The following is a 17,927-nucleotide window of genomic DNA, read 5'->3' as shown; positions in this document are numbered from 1 at the left end:
CGCGGTGACGGCATGGGATGGATAGTGGCGGTGATCGCCGTCGCCGCTGCCGTGGCGGCAGCGGTCCGCGCACAGAACTCGGCGCGCGCCGAACACATCGCCCTGGCCCGCGCCGAGCTGGCCGAACGCCAGTCGAAGGCCGCCGAGGCCCGTACCGCGGCCCTCACCGACGAGATCCGCCAGCTGGCCCACAACCGGATACCCGCCGCCGCGCTCGCCCTCTCCCATCCCACCGCCAAGGTGCCCGGACTGCGGGAGGCGGCCGAGGTCGACGGCGATTCCGCGCGGCTGCTCACCGAGGCGGTGCAGGCCGCCCGCAAGGCCGTCGTCGAGGAGCGCGGGCGCGTCGACGCGGCCGCCCGCGCGGCGATGCGCGGCACCTCCGCCAAGATCCAGTCCCTGCTCAACCAGGCCCAGCAGCTGCTGCACGAGCTCCAGCACGAGTACGACGACCCGCGGATCCTGCAACTCGACTTCCGCAACGAACTGGCGCTGCGGCGCACCCAGGCCACCGCGGTGCTCTGCGACGCCTGGCCGGGCCTCGCCCGCCAGAACTCGCCGCTCGTCGAGATCGTGCTCGGCGCCCAGTCCCGGGTCGCCGGCTACGAACGCGTCAAGGTCGCCAACCACCTGCGCGACGAACGGCTCGCCCTCGTCGCCCGCGCCGCCGAACCTCTCGCCATCGCACTGGCCGAACTGCTCGCCAACGCCACCGCCTACTCGCACCCCGACACCGATGTCCAGGTCACCCTCCAGCAGAGCGGCGGCCGCGGCGCGTTCCTGGTGGTCGACGACGCGGGCATCGGCATGGACGACGACGCGCTCGACCGGGCACGGGCCCTGCTGGCCGGCCCGCCCGAAGTCCTCCTGACCGAGCTGGGCGACCCGCCGCAGACCGGCTTCGCCGTCGTCGGCCGGCTGGTGCTGCAGTACGGCTTCAACTGCCACATCGAGGCATCGCCGTTCGGCGGCATGCGCACGATCCTGCGCGTCCCCGCCCATCTGCTGACCGTGCTGGAGGAGGACCGCAGCCTCTCCGCCCTGGCCCCGAAGCCGGTGCAGGCGCAGGCCACTTCCTCCGTTTCCGCCCCGACCGAGCAGGAGACCGCCCCCGTGCCGCAACCCGCCGGCGGGGAGGCTGCCGCGCTGCCCAGCCGACGCCGACGCGCCCCGCGTCCGGCCCGCCCCGCGTCCACCGACGCCGCCCCGGACCGCGAACAGGTGCCCCGTACACCGGAGCAGGCCGGGGCTTCCTGGGCGGCACTCCAACAGGGCACCCTCAACGGCAGGAGCGTCGCCGGGCGGCCATCCGCACCGGCACCGGACGACCACGACCACCCGGACGACCGGGACGAGCAAGGAGACGACCAGACGTGAGCGCCCCCACTTCCACCACCGGTGACCTCGCATGGGTGCTGACCCCGCTGCTGGAGCTGCCCGGAGTCCAGCACGCCGTGGTCGCCACCGGAGACGGTCTCGTCGAGGGCGCGTCGCCCGGTCTGGACCGGGCGTCCGGCGAACGGGTCGCCGCCATGACCGCCACGCTGCACGCCGCGGCGCGCGCGTTCACCACGGCCTTCACCGACGTCGAGGCTCCGCGCCTGGCCCAGACCGTCGTCGAGTCCGACCAGGGCTTCGCCATCGTCGTACCGGCCGGGAACAACACCACACTCGCCCTGTTCGCGGAACCCGGAGCCAAGCTCGGCGACATCGCGTACCAGATGCAGGTACAGGTCACCGCCCTGACCCGGGCGATGAACGCACCCGCCCGCCTGCCGGACACCACCGCCCGGCCATGACCTCCGGCCCAGGGCGCCGTCTGATACCCCCCTATCTGGTCACCGGCGGCCGGACCCGGCTCGCCGGTCCCGCGCTCGACCGGCTCGACGTACTCGTGCGTGCCGACACCGAGCTGCCCCCGGACACCGGCTCGGAACAGCGCAGACTGTGCGAGCTGCTCGAACCGGGGGCGCTCACCGTCGTCGAGTGCGCGGCTCACCTGGACCTGCCGGTCAGCGCCACCGTCTTCCTGGCCACGGACCTCGCGGCCGCCGGACATCTGCACACCCGACCGCCCATCCCCAGTGCCGGGGAGATCGACCGGTCGCTCGTCGAGAGGCTGCTCGTTGGACTCCGCTCCCTCCACTGACCGCACCGGCATCGGCTATCTGCCGCCTGCCGCCCGGACCCTGATGAAGCTCGTCGTCACGGGTCCGTTCGGCGTCGGCAAGACCACCCTGATCCGCACGCTGTCGGAGATCGCCACGCTCCACACCGAAGAGGCGATGACCCAGTCCAGCACCCGGCTCGACGACACCGCCGGGCTGCCGGACAAGACCACGACCACCGTCGCCATCGACTTCGGCCGGCTCACCGTCCTGGACGACCTGGTGCTCTACATGTTCGGCACCCCCGGTCAGCAGCGGTTCCTGCCGCTCTGGGAGGACATCGCGCGCGGTGCGCTCGGCGCACTCGTCCTGGTCGACACCCGCAGACTCGCCGACTCCTTCGCGGTCATGGACATGGTCGAGGAGCAGGGCCTGCCGTACGCGGTCGCGGTCAACCGCTTCCCCGACGCCCCCGCCCACACCGACGAGGTTCTGCGCAAACACCTCGACCTCGCACCCGAGACCCCGCTGGTGCAGTGCGACGCCCGTGAACGCCGCGGCAGCATCGACGCGCTGATCGCGCTGGCCGAGCACGTGCTCACCCGGATGCCCAGGCCCGAGGACCCGTCATGACACCGTTCGCACAGCCGCCGCAGCCCCTCGACCTGTACGGTCCGGAATTCGCCGCCGACCCGCGGAGCCACTACCGACGCCTGCGCGAACACGGGCCTCTCGCGCCCGTCCGGCTCGCCCCGGGCATCGACGCCCTGCTGGTCACCGACTACCAGGCCGCCGTCGATCTGCTGCGCGACACCCACACCTTCACCAAGGACCCGCGCGCCTGGCAGGCCACCGTGCCCGACGACTCGCCGGTCCTGCCCATGCTCGGCTACCGGCCCACCGCGCTCTTCAGCGACGGCGACGTGCACGCCCGCTACCGCGACGCCATCAACGACAGCCTCGCCCTGATCGAGCCGCACGTCCTGCGGGCCGAGGTCGCCCGGGTCGCCCGGCGGCTCATCGGCGAATTCGCCGCCACCGGAAGCGGCGATCTCATCGCCCAGTACGCCCGACGGCTGCCGCTGCACGTCTTCGTCACCTGGTTCGGCGTGCCGCCGGGCGACGGCGAACGCATCGTCAACGGCATCGCCGGCATGTTCAACTCGGCCGAGAACGCCGCCACCGCGTACGCCGACCTCGTCGAGGTCGTCACCGAACTGGTCGCCGACCGGCGCACCCGGCCGCGCCGCGACCTCACCTCGTACCTCCTCGGCCACCCGGCCAATCTCGACAACGACGAGACTGTGCGTCAGATCACCCTGATCATGAGCGCGGGCCACGATCCGACCACGAATCTGATCGGCAACGCGCTGCTGCACATGCTCACCGACGCCCGCTACGCCGGTTCGCTGCACGGCGGCGCGATGACGGCGCACGAGGCGATCGACGAGGTCCTCTGGCAGGATCCGCCGCTGGCCAATCTCGCCGCCCACTACCCGCGGCACGACACGGAGTTCCACGGCGTGCGGCTGCGCGCGGGACAACTCCTCCTGGTCTCCTACGCGGCGGCCAACACCCGCTCGGCGTCCGGCCTTTCGGACCCCGCGGTCCGCTCCGGGGCCAGCGCCCACCTCGCCTGGTCCGCGGGTCCGCACCGATGCCCGGCGAAGCAGCCGGCGCTCCTGATCGCCATGACCGCGATCGAGCAGCTCACCAGTCAGCTGTGCGACGCGGAACTGGCCGTTCCGGTCAGTGCTCTGAAGTGGCGCCCGGGACCGTTCCACCGCGCGCTGGTCCGGCTTCCGGTACGGTTCACCCCCGTCGACATGAGTGCGGAAGCACACCGGCTCAGGTCCGCCGGGGAAGCCGAGGGCGGGCCGCCGGCGGTGTCGATCGGCCCATGAACCGTGTCGGTGGTACGCCGAACGGGTGAGTGGCGAGAGAATTGCCCGATGAACAGCGAGCGCAGCCGGCGCAACGCCAACCGAAGCACAGACGGGGTGGTCCGGTGAGCAGGTACGACAGGTACGACGTCACGGACGAGCAGTGGGAGGGGCTTGCCCAGGTCGTACCTCTGCGCAGCCGCAACGAGTGGCCGTCCAGGGTGGATCACCGCACGGTCCCCGACGAGAGCCCGGCGTCCGAGCAACGGCGACTCGTCGTGCTGCGGGTCCAGGTCTTCGCGGACGCACGGGAGGTGGCCGAGTACCTGGTCTCCCAGATTCCGGTGCTGCTCGACCTGACCAGCGCCGAGACGGATGTGGCCAAGCGCATCCTGGACTTCACCAGCGGGGTGGTCTTCGGCCTCGGCAGCGGAATGCACCGGGTCGACCGGAACGTCTTCCTGCTGTCCCCGGTCGGCATGGAGGTCGAGGGAGTCACGGCGGCGGGCCTGCCCGGTTAGGCCCTGATCCGCCGGACAGGCCCTAGTGGCCCGCCGGAGACCGCTGGGGCGGGGGCGGGGCGAGGTGGTTCATGTAACCCGATCGTAGGAAGGTCGTTCAGGCGGAACGGTTCACCGGTCCGTGGCCCGCGTACCGTCCGCCCATGACCGCACTCCGACCGGGGGCCACCCCGCCACCGCCCGCCGACCCTTCCGGGGCCGCCGCCACTCCCGAGACGGTCCGTCCGGAGGCCGCGCGGCGCTCCGGCGGGCCGGACCGCGCCGCCGGCCCCGTCGTCACCGAACTGCGGCTGTCCGCCTTCGCCTCGCACCGCGGCGCCACCTTCCCCATCGGTCCGGTCACGCTCTTCGCGGGGCCCGCCGGCAGCGGCAAGACGAGCGCGTTGCGGGCGTACGAGGCGCTGGCGCGCCTGGGCGGCGGGGATCCGCTGGACGAGGTGTTCCCGGACCCGGCGGGCTGCGTTCCGGAAGGGGCCGCGGCCGACCCGCAGGGGCGCCGCGGCTTCCGGATCGGCTGCACGGCGGACGGCCCGGCAGGACCGGTACGGCTCGACGTCGCCGTCCAGGCGGAGCCCACGCTCCGCATCGTCGGCGAACGGCTCACCGCCGGCGGCGAGACCCTGCTCACCACCGCGTTGCGCGACCCGGGGCGCTCCATGGTCCAGGCGGCCTGGCACACCGCCGGCACGGTCCCGGTGACGCGCGCGCCGCTGCCGGACGACCGTCTGGGCACGGCCCTGCTGCCGCTGCGGGTCGCGGGCAGGACCGAGGGGCAGTTACGGGTCCTGGCCGCCGCGGAACAGATGGTCGTGGCCCTGCGGTCGGTCTTCGCGTGCGAACCGCAACCGCAGCGGATGCGTGCCCCCGTGCCGGCCGGTGACGGCAGGCTGCGACGCGGCTGCGACAACCTCGCGGCGGTGCTGGAGCGTACGCACACGCAGTGCGTCCAGCGCCATGCCCGGCTGGTTGCCGCGGCGCATGCCGGGTGCGCGGGGCCGGTGACCGCGCTGGGCGTCGAGAGGCTCGGGGACGGATCGCTGCGGGCGACGGTCGGGCGGGGCGGGGGACCTGCCTCCCCGGCGACCCCGGTCGGGCGGCTCGGGGACGGCGAGCTGAGGTATCTCGCGCTCGCCCTCGTGCTGCTCACCGGCCCCGGGGTGCTGGCGGTGGACGCCGCGGGGGAGGTGCCGTCGGCCATGCAGACCCTCACCGTGCTGGCCGACGGACTCGACCGGGACCTGGACGGAAGGCAGTTGCGCGAACTGCTGTCCCTGGCCGTGTCGATCGGGGCGGCCGGGCACCTCAGGCTGGCCGGGACGGTCACGGAACCGGGCGCGGTACGGGCCCGGGAGACGCCCGGGGTGACGGTGGTAGACCTGGACCGTGACAGAACTTGATGTACAGGCCCTGCAGCGACGGCTCGCCGCGTTCGCGGCCGCACGGGACTGGGAGCAGTACCACACGCCGAAGAACCTGGCGGCGGCGCTGAGCGTCGAGGCGTCCGAACTGGTCGAGATCTTCCAGTGGCTGACACCGGAGGAGTCGGCGCGGGTGATGGAGCGGCCCGAGACGGCGCACCGGGTGGCGGACGAGGTCGCGGATGTTCTCGCGTATCTGCTGCAGTTCTGCGAAGTGCTGGGGATCGACGCGCTCGCGGCGCTGTCGCAGAAGATCGACCGGAACGAGTCCCGATTCCCGGTGCCGGGACTCCAGGACCCCACAGAATCGAGCGACCGTCACTCTTCGGAGTGATCGACTTATCCACAATCGATTTAGTGTCCACAGATTTCCGAATTCCCCTGGCTTTTCGGTACCGGTGACCTCACTGTGGGTAATGGATGAGGTGAGCGGCTTTTCGTACGGACGGGGGAACGCATGGAAGCGGAACGTCTTGTAGGAGTCAGCCGGCGTGCTCTGGCGCAGAGCAGGGGGACGCCGGACATCATCGCGGAGGCCTGGCAGGCACAGGCGCTGGCCCAGGCGATCGGCAGCCGCCTGGCGGCCGACGGACCGAAGGAGTTACGGGGCGAGGCGCGCGGACTGAGCGAGATCGGCGGCCGGAGCAGCGGGGCGCTGGACCACCCGGCGGCGCGGGCCGGGGTGGCACGGGCCGCGCAGCTCTCCGAGCTCACCGAGCCCCGGGCGACGCTGACGGGGCTGGGCACATTGCTCGGGGAAGTGGGGATGGCGCTGGTCGGGGTGGCCTGCGAGACCGACGAGCAGGGGCTCTACTGGCAGTGCATGGAGGCGATCGACGCGGCCGACGAGTCCATGGACCGGGTGCACGGAATGCTCCGCCGCCTCGACGAGCAGGACAGGGAGCGGCAGCAGGATCTGGAGCGCGGCCGGGGGCGGGACGGCCCGTACGGCCCGTACGGCGCGGTCGGTGGACCGGCGGGTACGACTGCGGCCAGCCGTGGCCGCGCAAGACTTCGGGAGTGACCGGGCCGGGCGACGGGTGCGACCGCGCAGCGGATTCGGGGATGACCGGGCGGCCTTGAGCGCGCCGTCGGGCGGGAAGGCGGTGACTGTACAGGACTTCGACAGCGACGGCGCTGGGGAGGCAGCAGGAGAAGAACGTCCGGTGTCCGGAGGTGCAGGATGGATGCATGGATCTTCGAATCTTCACCGAGCCCCAGCAAGGGGCGAGCTACGACACCCTGCTCACCGTCGCCAAGGCGACCGAGGACCTCGGCTTCGACGCCTTCTACCGCTCCGACCACTATCTCCACATGGGCACGGGGGACGGTCTGCCCGGCCCGACCGACGCGTGGATCACCCTGGCAGGGCTGGCGCGTGAGACCAAGCGGATCAGGCTCGGCACCCTGATGACGGCGGGGACGTTCCGGCTCCCCGGCGTGCTTGCCATCCAGGTCGCGCAGGTCGACCAGATGTCCGGTGGACGCGTCGAGCTGGGTCTCGGCGCAGGCTGGTTCGAGGAGGAGCACAAGGCCTACGGCATTCCGTTCCCCAAGGAGAAGTTCGGCAGGCTGGAGGAGCAGCTGGAGATCATCACCGGGCTCTGGGCGACCGGGATCGGCAAGACGTTCAGCTTCGACGGCACCTACTACCAGCTCACCGATTCGCCCGCGTTGCCCAAGCCGGCGCAGGCCAAGGTGCCGGTGCTGATCGGCGGTCACGGTGCGACGCGCACACCGCGACTGGCCGCCCGCTACGCGGACGAGTTCAATATCCCCTTCGCGTCGCTGGAGGACAGCGAGAAGCAGTTCGGCCGGGTCAGGGAGGCCGCCGAGGCGGCAGACCGCGCACCGGACGACCTGGTGTACTCGAACGCCCTGGTGGTCTGCGTCGGCAGGAACGACGCCGAGGTGGCACGCCGCGCCTCCGTCATCGGGCGTGAGGTGGCGGAGCTGAAGGCGAACGGGCTCGCGGGCTCGCCCGCCGAGGTGGTCGACAAGATCGGCCGGTACGGCGCGATCGGCTCGTCCCGGATCTACCTCCAGGTCCTGGACCTGCACGACCTGGACCACCTGGAGCTGATCTCCTCCCAAATCCAGTCCCAGCTCGGCTGAGGACCGAGGGCAAAGGAGGCCACCTGTGCACCCCGCCCGCCCGGCCGACGACTCACCGTCCCTCGGTGTGCCCGCCCGCACGCCCCCGGGCCCGCCCGCCCGTCCGCTCGGCCGTGCTCTCGCGGCAGGGCCGGTCCTGCTCGACGGCGGTCTCTCCAACCAGCTGGAGGCGCAGGGCTGCGATCTGTCCGACGCGCTGTGGTCGGCCCGTCTGCTGACCGACGGGCCCGGACAGATCGAGGCGGCCCACACCGCCTATCTGCGTGCGGGTGCACAGGTGCTCATCACCGCCGGGTACCAGGCGACCTTCGAGGGGTTCGCGCGGCGGGGGATCGGACGGGCGGAGGCGGCGGAGCTCTTCGCCCGCAGTGTCCGGCTGGCGCGACGGGCCGCCGGTGCGGTGGAGCGGGACGTCTGGGTCGCCGCTTCGGTCGGCCCGTACGGGGCGATGCTGGCGGACGGCAGCGAGTACCGGGGCCGCTACGGGCTCTCCGTCCGGGAGCTGGAGCGCTTCCACCGGCCCCGGATCGAGGCGCTGGCCGCCGCCGGGCCCGATGCGCTGGCGCTGGAGACCGTGCCGGACATCGACGAGGCCGAGGCATTGCTGCGGGCGGTCGAGGGGTGCGGGCTGCCCGTCTGGCTCTCGTACAGCGTGGCGGGCGACCGGACCAGGGCGGGCCAGTCGCTGGAGACGGCCTTCGCTCTCGCCTCGGGGCGCGACGACGTGGTGGCCGTGGGGGTGAACTGCTGCGATCCGGTCGATGCGGACCGGGCGGTGCGGGTGGCCGCCGAGGTGACCGGGAAGCCGGTCGTCGTGTACCCGAACAGCGGCGAGCGGTGGGACGCGGGGGGACGGGGATGGGCCGGCGCTCCCACGTTCGACCCGGGCGGAGCAGAGGCCTGGCTGGACGCCGGGGCCCGGCTGATCGGCGGCTGCTGCCGGGTCGGCCCGGACGCCGTCGCGGAACTGGCCGGGCTGCTCGGCACGACGACGGCCGACGAGTCCGCGCAGCGCTCGACGAGGAGAACCGACCCGACGAGGAGAACCGACCTGACCCGGAGAACCGACCCGACCCGGAGTACGGACCCGGCCCGGAGAACCGACCCGACCCGGAGTACGGACCCGGCCCGGAGAGCAGACCTGCCCCCGGGAACAGACCCAGCCGACTCCTCGGGCACCTGAAAATACCTGGTCGGAGGCGAGTGGACCGGACCATACTCGGACGTGTGTTCCTGACAATCAGCACAACCGGCAACCCGGAACGTCCGGCGACCGACCTCGGCTTCCTGCTGCACAAGCATCCCGAGAAGGCGCAGACGTTCTCCACCTCCCACGGCACCGCGCATGTCTTCTATCCCGAGGCATCCGCCGAGCGCTGCACCGCGGCGCTTCTGCTGGAAGTGGATCCCGTGGCCCTGGTGCGCCGGGGCAAGGGCCGGGGCGGCGCTCCCGACGCGGCGCTCGCGCAGTACGTCAACGACCGCCCGTACGCGGCGTCCTCGTTGCTGTCCGTCGCCATGAGCACGGTCTTCAAGTCCGCGCTGAACGGTGCGTGCCGCGCGCTGCCCGAGCGCGCGGAGGCACCGATGCCGCTGCGGATCGAGGTGCCCGCGCTGCCGGCCCGCGGCGGAGCGGAGCTGGTGCGCAAGCTCTTCGGGCCGCTCGGCTGGACGAGTGTGGACGCGGTGGCCGTTCCTCTGGACGAGCAGTTCCCGGAGTGGGGGGAATCGCGGTACGTACGGCTGGTGCTCGAAGGCGAGTTGCGGCTGGCGGACGCGTTGCGGCAGCTGTACGTGCTGCTGCCGGTGCTGGACGACGCCAAGCACTACTGGGTCGCACCGGACGAGGTGGACAAGCTGTTGCGGGCGGGCGAGGGCTGGCTCGCCACCCACCCCGAGCAGAAGCTGATCACCAGCCGCTATCTCTCGCGACGCTGGGGCCTGACCCGGCAGGCGATGCAGCAGCTCGAACTGGTGCGGCTCGCCGAGTCGGACGACCTCGACGTCGAGAGCATCGACAACGCCGTGGACGAGACGACCGACACCGAGGAGAAGCCGGTTCCGCTCGCCGAGCAGCGGCGCGCCGCGATCCTCGACGCGCTGCGGGCCGCGGGCGCGAGCCGGGTCCTCGACCTGGGCTGCGGGCAGGGCCAGTTGGTGCAGGCACTGCTCAAGGACGTGGGCTTCACGGAGATCGTCGGTGTCGATGTCTCCATGCGCGCCCTCACCATCGCGTCACGACGGCTGAAACTGGAGCGGATGGGGGAGCGGCAGGCCGGCCGGGTCGTGCTCCGGCAGGGCTCGCTCACCTACACCGACAAGCGGCTCAAGGGGTACGACGCGGCTGTGCTCAGCGAGGTCATCGAACACCTCGACCTGCCGCGACTGCCCGCGCTGGAGTACGCCGTGTTCGGTTCGGCCCGTCCGCGGACCGTGCTCGTGACGACGCCGAACGTCGAGTACAACGTCCGCTGGGAGACCCTTCCCGCCGGGCATGTGCGCCACGGCGACCACCGGTTCGAATGGACCAGGGCCGAATTCCGCGGCTGGGCCCGGGAGGTGGCGCAGCGGCACGGATACGGGGTCGACTTCGTCCCCGTGGGGCCCGACGACCCCGAGGTGGGGCCACCCACGCAGATGGCCGTGTTCACGATGACCGCGGCCGACGGGACCAGGAACAGGACCGAGAAGGAGGCGAATGCCGCATGACCAGTACCTCACGCACGCTGCCGGTGACCGACCTCTCCCTCGTGGTCCTCATCGGGGCCAGCGGTTCCGGCAAGTCCACCTTCGCCCGCGAGCACTTCAAGCCCACGGAGATCGTCTCCTCGGACTTCTGCCGCGGTCTGGTCGCCGACGACGAGAACGACCAGAGCGCCAGCCGTGACGCCTTCGACGTCCTGCACTACATCGTGGGCAAGCGGCTGGCAGCCGGACGGCTGACCGTCGTGGACGCCACCAACGTCCAGTCCGAGAGCCGCAAGCAGCTGGTCCAGCTGGCCAGGAGCCACGACGTGCTGCCCATCGCGATCGTCCTCGACCTGCCCGAAGAGGTCTGCGTCGCGCGCAACGCGGCCCGCCCCGACCGCGCCGACATGCCGCGCCACGTCATCCAGCGGCACCGTCGCGAACTGCGCCGTTCGCTGCGCGGCCTGGAGCGCGAGGGCTTCCGCAAGGTGCACATCCTGCGCACCGAGGAGGAGGCGGTCCACGCCGAAGTGGTGCTGGAGCGCCGCTACAACGACCTGCGCCACCTCACGGGCCCCTTCGACATCATCGGCGACATCCACGGCTGCAGCTCCGAGCTGGAGTCCCTGCTCGGCAAGCTCGGCTATGCCGGCGGCGCGCACCCCGAAGGGCGTACGGCGGTCTTCGTCGGCGACCTCGTGGACCGCGGCCCCGACAGCCCGGGAGTGCTGCGCCGCGTCATGGCCATGGTGTCGGCGGGCAACGCCCTGTGCGTGCCGGGCAACCACGAGAACAAGCTCGGCCGCTACCTCAAGGGCCGCAACGTCCAGCACACCCATGGACTCGCCGAGACCATCGAGCAGCTGGACCGGGAGGACGAGAAGGACCCGGCCTTCCGCGAGCAGGTCCGGGAGTTCATCGACGGGCTCGTCAGCCACTACGTGCTCGACGGAGGCAGGCTCGTCGTCTGCCACGCCGGACTTCCCGAGAAGTACCACGGCCGCACCTCCGGACGGGTCCGCTCGCACGCGCTGTACGGGGACACCACCGGCGAGACCGACGAGTTCGGCCTGCCCGTGCGCTACCCGTGGGCGGAGGAGTACCGGGGCCGTGCCGCCGTGGTCTACGGACACACCCCGGTGCCCAACACCTCCTGGATCAACAACACCATCTGCCTGGACACCGGAGCGGTCTTCGGCGGGAAGATGACCGCGCTGCGCTGGCCGGAGCGCGAGCTCGTCGACGTACCGGCCGAGCAGGTCTGGTACGAGCCGGCCAAGCCGCTGGCCACCGAGGCACCCGGTGGCCGGGAGGGACGGCCGCTCGACCTCGCCGATGTGCAGGGCCGCCGGATCGTCGAGACCCGGCACATGGGCCGCATCGCGGTCCGTGAGGAGAACGCCGCCGCCGCGCTCGAAGTCATGAGCCGGTTCGCCGTCGACCCCCAGCTGCTCGGCTACCTCCCGCCGACCATGGCGCCCACCGCCACCTCGCGCGAGGACGGCTACCTGGAGCACCCGGCCGAGGCCTTCGCGCAGTACCGGGCGGACGGCGTCGACAAGGTCGTGTGCGAGGAGAAGCACATGGGGTCGCGTGCGGTGGCGCTCGTCTGCCGGGACGCGGCCGCCGCCCGTGAGCGGTTCGGTGTGGGCGGTACCTCGGACGCCCTCGGTTCCGCCGGCGGCCCGACCGGGGCGCTGCACACCCGTACCGGACGGCCGTTCCTCGACGACGTCGCGCTCACCGAGGTGATCCTCGGCAGGCTGCGCGCCGCCATCACCGCCGCCGGACTCTGGGAGGAGTGGGGCACCGACTGGGTGCTGCTCGACGCCGAGCTGATGCCCTGGTCCCTCAAGGCGGCCGGGCTGCTGCGCTCGCAGTACGCCGCGGTCGGCGCCGCGTCCGGCGCCGTCCTCCCGGAGGCCAACGCGGCCCTCGCGGCCGCGGCGGCCCGTGGTGTGGACGTCGGCGCTCTCGCCGACCGCCAGCGGGGTCGCGCCGAGGACGCCACCGCGTTCACCGAGGCGTACCGCCGGTACTGCTGGAGCACCCAGGGGCTGGACGGGGTCCGTCTCGCGCCCTTCCAGATCCTCGCCGTCCAGGGCCGCTCACTGGCCTCCGTACCGCACGACGAGCAGCTGGCCTGGCTGGACCGGCTGGTCGAGCACGACCCGACCGGGCTCCTCCAGGTCACCCGCCGGCTCGTCGTCGACACCGGGGACGAGGCGTCGGTGCGCGCCGGTGTCGACTGGTGGCGGGAGATGACCGGCCGCGGCGGCGAGGGCATGGTCGTCAAGCCGCTCGCCGCGCTCGTACGGGACGGCAAGGGCAGGCTGGTCCAGCCGGGCATCAAGGTGCGCGGCCGGGAGTACCTCCGGATCATCTACGGACCCGAGTACACCCGCCCGGAGAACCTGGAACGGCTGCGCGGCAGGTTCCTCGGCCACAAGCGGTCGCTGGCGCTCCGGGAGTACGCGCTGGGGCTCGAAGCGCTGGACCGGCTGGCCGACGGGGAGCCGCTGTGGCGGGTCCACGAGGCGGTGTTCGCGGTGCTGGCCCTGGAGTCGGAGCCGGTCGACCCGCGGCTCTGAGGAGCCTCGCAGCAGGCTGTGGGGCGTCGTCGGCGGGTTCTCCGGTGGGATCACCGGAGAACCCGCTGGCGGTTCGCGGGAGTGAACGGGCCCGTCCACGGTGAGGATGGAGGCATGGGATTCCATGTCGACTCCGAGGCCGGGCGGCTGCGCCGCGTCATCCTGCACCGCCCCGATCTGGAACTGAAGCGGCTCACCCCCAGCAACAAGGACGCGCTCCTGTTCGACGACGTGCTCTGGGTGCGCCGGGCCCGCCAGGAGCACGACGGCTTCGCGGACGTACTGCGCGACCGCGGTGTGGAGGTGCACCTCTTCGGCGACCTGCTGCGCGAGTCGCTGGACATCCCGGTGGCCAGGCGGCTCGTTCTGGACCGGGTCTTCGATGAGAAGGAGTACGGCCCGCTCGCCACCGAGCATCTGCGGGCCGCCTTCGAGAAGCTGCCCAGTACCGAGCTGGTCGACGCACTCGTCGGCGGGATGACCAAGCGGGAGTTCCTGGCCGGGCACAGCGAGCCGACCTCCGTCCGCTTCCACGTCATGGACCTGGACGACTTCCTGCTGGACCCGCTGCCGAACCATCTCTTCACCCGGGACACCTCGGCCTGGATATACGACGGGGTGTCCATCAACGCGATGCGCTGGCCGGCCCGGCAGCGCGAGACCGTCCACTTCGAGGCGATCTACCGCCACCACCCCCTCTTCACCGGCCCCGACGCGGGCGCCTTCCACCACTGGTCGGAGGGGCAGGACGACTACCCGTCCACCATCGAGGGCGGCGACGTACTGGTCATCGGCCACGGCGCCGTACTCATCGGGATGAGCGAACGCACCACTCCGCAGGCGGTGGAGATGCTGGCCCGCGGACTGTTCGACGCCGGCTCGGCCCGCACGATCGTGGCGCTCGACATGCCCAAGCGCCGGGCGTTCATGCACCTCGACACGGTGATGACGATGATCGACGGCGACACCTTCACCCAGTACGCCGGCCTGGGCATGCTCCGCTCGTACACCATCGAGCCCGGCGACGGCCCGAGGGACCTGAAGGTCACCGACCATCCGCCCGAGCACATGCACCGGGCGATCGCACGGGCTCTGGGGCTGGACTCGATCCGCGTCCTCACGGCCACCCAGGACGTGCACGCCGCCGAGCGCGAGCAGTGGGACGACGGCTGCAATGTGCTGGCCGTCGAGCCGGGAGTCGTCGTCGCGTACGAGCGCAACGCCACCACCAACACCTTTCTGCGCGAGGAGGGCATCGAGGTCATCGAGATCCGCGGCAGCGAACTCGGCCGGGGCAGGGGCGGCCCCCGTTGCATGAGCTGTCCGGTGGAGCGCGACCCGGTGTAGGGGCCGGGCGCGGGGCGAGCCGACCGCACCGTATAGCGATGCATGGTGTCGTATAGACTTCCAGAATCACTGTACGTGCGATCCCCGCCCGACCCAGGAGCTCTCCCATGGCCATAGACCTCGCAGGCCGCCACTTCCTCAAGGAGCTGGACTTCACGGCCGAGGAGTTCCGCGGCCTGATCGAGCTCGCGGCCGAGCTCAAGGCCGCCAAGAAGTCCGGGACCGAGGCGCAGCGGCTGCGCGGCAAGAACATCGCGCTGATCTTCGAGAAGACCTCGACCCGCACCCGCTGCGCCTTCGAGGTGGCCGCCGCGGATCAGGGTGCGTCCACGACCTATCTGGACCCCTCCGGCTCACAGATGGGGCACAAGGAGTCGGTCAAGGACACGGCCCGGGTCCTCGGCCGGATGTTCGACGGCATCGAGTACCGCGGCGACAGCCAGACGGCCGTCGAGGAGCTGGCCGCCCACGGCGGCGTTCCGGTCTTCAACGGGCTCACCGACGACTGGCACCCGACCCAGATGCTCGCCGATCTCCTCACCATGACCGAGCACAGCGACAAGCCGCTGGAGCGGATCGCCTTCGCCTACCTCGGCGACGCCCGCTTCAACATGGGCAACTCCTACCTGATCACCGGCGCCCTGCTCGGTATGGACGTGCGCATCGTCGCGCCGAAGGCGTACTGGCCCGCCGAGGAGATCGTCGCCGAGGCCCACCGACTGGCCGGTGCGAGCGGTGCGACCATCACCCTCACCGAGGACATCGCCGAGGGCGTCGAGGGCGCCGACTTCGTCGCCACCGACGTCTGGGTCTCCATGGGTGAGCCCAAGGAGGTCTGGGCCGAGCGGATCGAGGCCCTGGCGCCGTACGCCGTGACCATGGACGTGCTCCGCGCCACCGGCAACGCCGGCGTGAAGTTCCTGCACTGCCTCCCGGCCTTCCACGACCTCGGCACCGAGGTCGGGCGGGGGATCGAGGCCGCCTACGGGCTGACGGAGCTGGAGGTCACCGACGAGGTCTTCGAGTCCGCGCACTCGGTCGTCTTCGACGAGGCGGAGAACCGGATGCACACGATCAAGGCCGTTCTGGTGGCGACCATGGCGTCCCCGGAGACCAAGGGCTGATCGCTGCATGAACATGCGCCCGATTGGGTGAACATGCGCAAAGGCGACTAATATGTTGCCTCCTGGTGGGGTTCGAGCTCGCACGCTCGAACCCCATTTTTGTGTGTCACCGGAGCCCCCACAGCCCCCGGTCGCACCTCCCCCACATGCTCCACCAGAGAAGAGACCATCCCCGTGAGTCCGCTGCGCCCACCGATCCCCCCGCACCTGTCCGGGCCGCGCATCAAGAATCCCCACCAGCTGATCGCCGAGTCCGGCGCCGACCTGGAGGGGCACGGCCTCAAGCGCACCATGGGGCTCTTCCAGCTGGTGTGCTTCGGCGTCGGCGCCGTCGTCGGCACCGGCATCTTCGTCGGACTCTCCGACAGCGTCGCCGAGGCGGGCCCCGCGGTCGTGCTCTCCTTCGTGCTCGCCGCGATCACCTGCATCTTCACCGCGTTCTCCTTCGCCGAGCTGGGCAGCGCCATCCCGGTCTCCGGTAGCTCCTACTCCTTCGCCTACGCGACCCTCGGCGAACGCATCGCCTTCCTCGTCGGCTGGTGTCTGCTGCTGGAGTACGGCGTCTCGGTCTCCGCGGTCGCCGTCGGCTGGAGCCAGTACGTCAACGAGCTGCTGGACAGTCTGTTCGGCGCGCAGCTGCCGGCCGCCCTCTCGGCGGGCCCCGGCGACGGCGGTGTGATCAATCTGCCCGCCGTCCTGGTGGTCATGATGGCCGCCACCCTGCTGGTGCGCGGCGTCCGGGAGAGCGCCGGGGCCACCGCCGCGATGGCGGTTCTCAAGATCACCATCCTGATCCTGTTCTGCGTCATCGCCTTCACGGCCTTCGAACGCGGGAACCTCACGCCGTTCTTCGCCCACGGCGCGGGCGGGGTCACGGCAGGTGCGTCGCTGGCGTTCTTCTCGTACATCGGCTTCGACGCCATCACCACCGCGGGCGAAGAGGTCAAGAACCCGCGGCGGAACATCCCGATCGCGATCATGGTCTGCATCGGCCTGGTCACGCTGCTCTACTGCGCGGTCGCGCTCGCCGCCATCGGCGCGCTGGGGCCGAAGGCCGTCGCCGACCGGCCGGCGGCGCTCTCGATCGTCGTCGACCAGGTCACCGACTCGACCGTCGGCGGCGGAATCGTCGCCTTCGGAGCGGTCGTCGCGATCGCGTCCGTCGTGCTCGCGGTGATGTACGGGCAGACCCGCATCCTGATGTCGATGTCCCGTGACGGACTGATCCCGCGGGTCTTCGAGCGGGTCTCGCCGCGCACGGCGACGCCGGTCGCCAACACCTGGATCGTGGCGGTCGTCTTCGCGGTCCCGGCGGCCTTCGCGTCGCTCGACGTGGTGGTGAATCTGACCACCATCGGCACGCTGGCCACCATGGTCGCGGTGAACGTCGCGGTGATCGTGCTGCGGCGCCGCAACCCGGAGGTGAGGGGCTCGTTCCGGGTGCCGCTCTATCCGCTGAGTCCGCTGCTGGGCGTCGGCTTCTGCCTCTATCTGATGTACGGGACGGGCTGGGCGACCTGGATCCAGTTCGCGGTCTTCCTGATCGTCGGCTCGGCGGTGTACGCCTTCTACGGCCGCAGCCGCTCCCGGCTGGCCGCCGCCGACGCGGCCCGGTGAGGGCGGCGGCTCAGCTCTGGGGCGTGAGGGACGGCAGGGTGAACCACACGGCCTTGCCGTGCTCCGTGGTGCGGTGGCCGCAGGACGAGCTGAGCGTCCGGATCAGCAGCAGACCCCGGCCGTGCTCCTGCCAGGGGTCCGGCTCGCCGCCGGGCCGGGGGAAGGAGAGACCGCCCGGCGGGGCGGGGTCGCGGTCGTGCACCTCGACCTGGCAGCCGCTGGGCAGGAGCTCCACGACCAGCTCGATCGGCTCGTCGCTGCGGGTGTGCTCGACCGCGTTGGCGACCAGCTCCGCGGTGAGGAGCTCGGCGGTGTCGGTGTCGGCCGGTGCGTCGATGTCCGCGAGTGCGGTACGGATCAGGGCACGGGCAATCGGTACGGCCGCCGTCGAATGCGGTAGCGCGATCCGCCAGGAGGCGGGGAGAGGGACATCGGGGGGCACGGCATGGTTTCCGTTCCGGGGTGGGGTGCGGGTGTGGTCGCGGGTTCGTGGGTGCGGGGACTCTCCGGTATCA

Annotated in this window: 16 protein-coding genes and 1 pseudogene; 16 read left to right on the top strand and 1 reads right to left on the bottom strand. The window is 71.5% G+C overall.

From position 1 onward, the window contains the following. Window positions 1-12 precede the first annotated feature (12 nt). From OG520_RS09225 to OG520_RS09150, 16 genes and pseudogenes are all read left to right on the top strand, one after another. Complete coding sequence (locus tag OG520_RS09225; protein ID WP_406012850.1) at window positions 13-1,377, top strand: ATP-binding protein; 1,365 nt, start codon at window positions 13-15, stop codon at window positions 1,375-1,377. Next, window positions 1,374-1,799, top strand: coding sequence for a roadblock/LC7 domain-containing protein (locus OG520_RS09220; RefSeq protein ID WP_266428095.1), 426 nt, complete (start codon window positions 1,374-1,376; stop codon window positions 1,797-1,799). The genes OG520_RS09225 and OG520_RS09220 overlap by 4 nt, the downstream gene beginning before the upstream one ends. Beyond that, window positions 1,796-2,149: a DUF742 domain-containing protein gene (locus OG520_RS09215; protein ID WP_406012849.1), complete on the top strand. Its 354-nt coding sequence runs from the start codon at window positions 1,796-1,798 to the stop codon at window positions 2,147-2,149. The genes OG520_RS09220 and OG520_RS09215 overlap by 4 nt, the downstream gene beginning before the upstream one ends. Then, window positions 2,127-2,741 carry an ATP/GTP-binding protein gene (locus OG520_RS09210; RefSeq protein ID WP_114247180.1) on the top strand — a complete coding sequence of 205 codons (615 nt, stop codon included), beginning with the start codon at window positions 2,127-2,129 and terminating at the stop codon, window positions 2,739-2,741. Before OG520_RS09215 ends, OG520_RS09210 begins: the two co-directional genes overlap by 23 nt. Then, window positions 2,738-4,012: a cytochrome P450 gene (locus OG520_RS09205; RefSeq protein WP_406012848.1), complete on the top strand. Its 1,275-nt coding sequence runs from the start codon at window positions 2,738-2,740 to the stop codon at window positions 4,010-4,012. Before OG520_RS09210 ends, OG520_RS09205 begins: the two co-directional genes overlap by 4 nt. A 104-nt stretch (window positions 4,013-4,116) precedes the next feature. Continuing rightward, entirely contained in the window at window positions 4,117-4,512 is a 396-nt protein-coding gene (locus tag OG520_RS09200) for a cell division protein SepF (RefSeq protein ID WP_266428106.1), read from the top strand. Between the two features lie 143 nt (window positions 4,513-4,655). Next, on the top strand, window positions 4,656-5,909 hold the full coding sequence (locus OG520_RS09195) for an ATP-binding protein (protein WP_399332834.1): 1,254 nt from the start codon (window positions 4,656-4,658) through the stop codon (window positions 5,907-5,909). Beyond that, window positions 5,896-6,264: a nucleotide pyrophosphohydrolase gene (locus OG520_RS09190; protein WP_266428111.1), complete on the top strand. Its 369-nt coding sequence runs from the start codon at window positions 5,896-5,898 to the stop codon at window positions 6,262-6,264. Before OG520_RS09195 ends, OG520_RS09190 begins: the two co-directional genes overlap by 14 nt. Window positions 6,265-6,387: 123 nt before the next feature. After that, window positions 6,388-6,954: a DUF6099 family protein gene (locus tag OG520_RS09185; protein ID WP_406012847.1), complete on the top strand. Its 567-nt coding sequence runs from the start codon at window positions 6,388-6,390 to the stop codon at window positions 6,952-6,954. Between the two features lie 167 nt (window positions 6,955-7,121). After that, window positions 7,122-8,045 carry an LLM class F420-dependent oxidoreductase gene (locus tag OG520_RS09180; protein WP_406012846.1) on the top strand — a complete coding sequence of 308 codons (924 nt, stop codon included), beginning with the start codon at window positions 7,122-7,124 and terminating at the stop codon, window positions 8,043-8,045. Between the two features lie 67 nt (window positions 8,046-8,112). After that, window positions 8,113-9,033 (top strand): annotated as a pseudogene (gene mmuM / locus OG520_RS09175) (homocysteine S-methyltransferase); the annotation flags it as partial. A 239-nt stretch (window positions 9,034-9,272) separates the two neighbouring features. Continuing rightward, on the top strand, window positions 9,273-10,754 hold the full coding sequence (locus OG520_RS09170) for a 3' terminal RNA ribose 2'-O-methyltransferase Hen1 (protein ID WP_406012845.1): 1,482 nt from the start codon (window positions 9,273-9,275) through the stop codon (window positions 10,752-10,754). Then, the gene (locus OG520_RS09165; protein WP_406012844.1) at window positions 10,751-13,324 is read left to right on the top strand and encodes a polynucleotide kinase-phosphatase; all 2,574 of its coding nucleotides are present in this window, start codon (window positions 10,751-10,753) and stop codon (window positions 13,322-13,324) included. The genes OG520_RS09170 and OG520_RS09165 overlap by 4 nt, the downstream gene beginning before the upstream one ends. A 114-nt stretch (window positions 13,325-13,438) precedes the next feature. Next, entirely contained in the window at window positions 13,439-14,671 is a 1,233-nt protein-coding gene (locus OG520_RS09160; RefSeq protein WP_406012843.1) for an arginine deiminase, read from the top strand. Between the two features lie 107 nt (window positions 14,672-14,778). Next, a complete protein-coding gene (gene argF / locus OG520_RS09155; RefSeq protein WP_406012842.1) occupies window positions 14,779-15,795 on the top strand; it encodes an ornithine carbamoyltransferase in 1,017 nt (338 codons plus the stop codon). 174 nt (window positions 15,796-15,969) lie between these two features. After that, window positions 15,970-17,412 (top strand): amino acid permease, encoded by a 1,443-nt coding sequence (locus OG520_RS09150; RefSeq protein ID WP_399332821.1) that lies wholly within the window; start codon window positions 15,970-15,972, stop codon window positions 17,410-17,412. A 10-nt stretch (window positions 17,413-17,422) separates the two neighbouring features. Here the strand turns inward: OG520_RS09150 and OG520_RS09145 are convergent, their stop codons facing one another. Continuing rightward, window positions 17,423-17,854, bottom strand: a complete 432-nt coding sequence (locus OG520_RS09145) for an ATP-binding protein (protein ID WP_399332819.1) — start codon at window positions 17,852-17,854, stop codon at window positions 17,423-17,425. Window positions 17,855-17,927: the final 73 nt, after the last annotated feature.

Source organism: Streptomyces sp. NBC_00984 (assembly GCF_045162475.1).
GTDB lineage: Bacteria > Actinomycetota > Actinomycetes > Streptomycetales > Streptomycetaceae > Streptomyces.
Note: the sequence above shows the minus strand (reverse complement) of the source record. Positions and strands in the feature narration are given on the sequence as shown.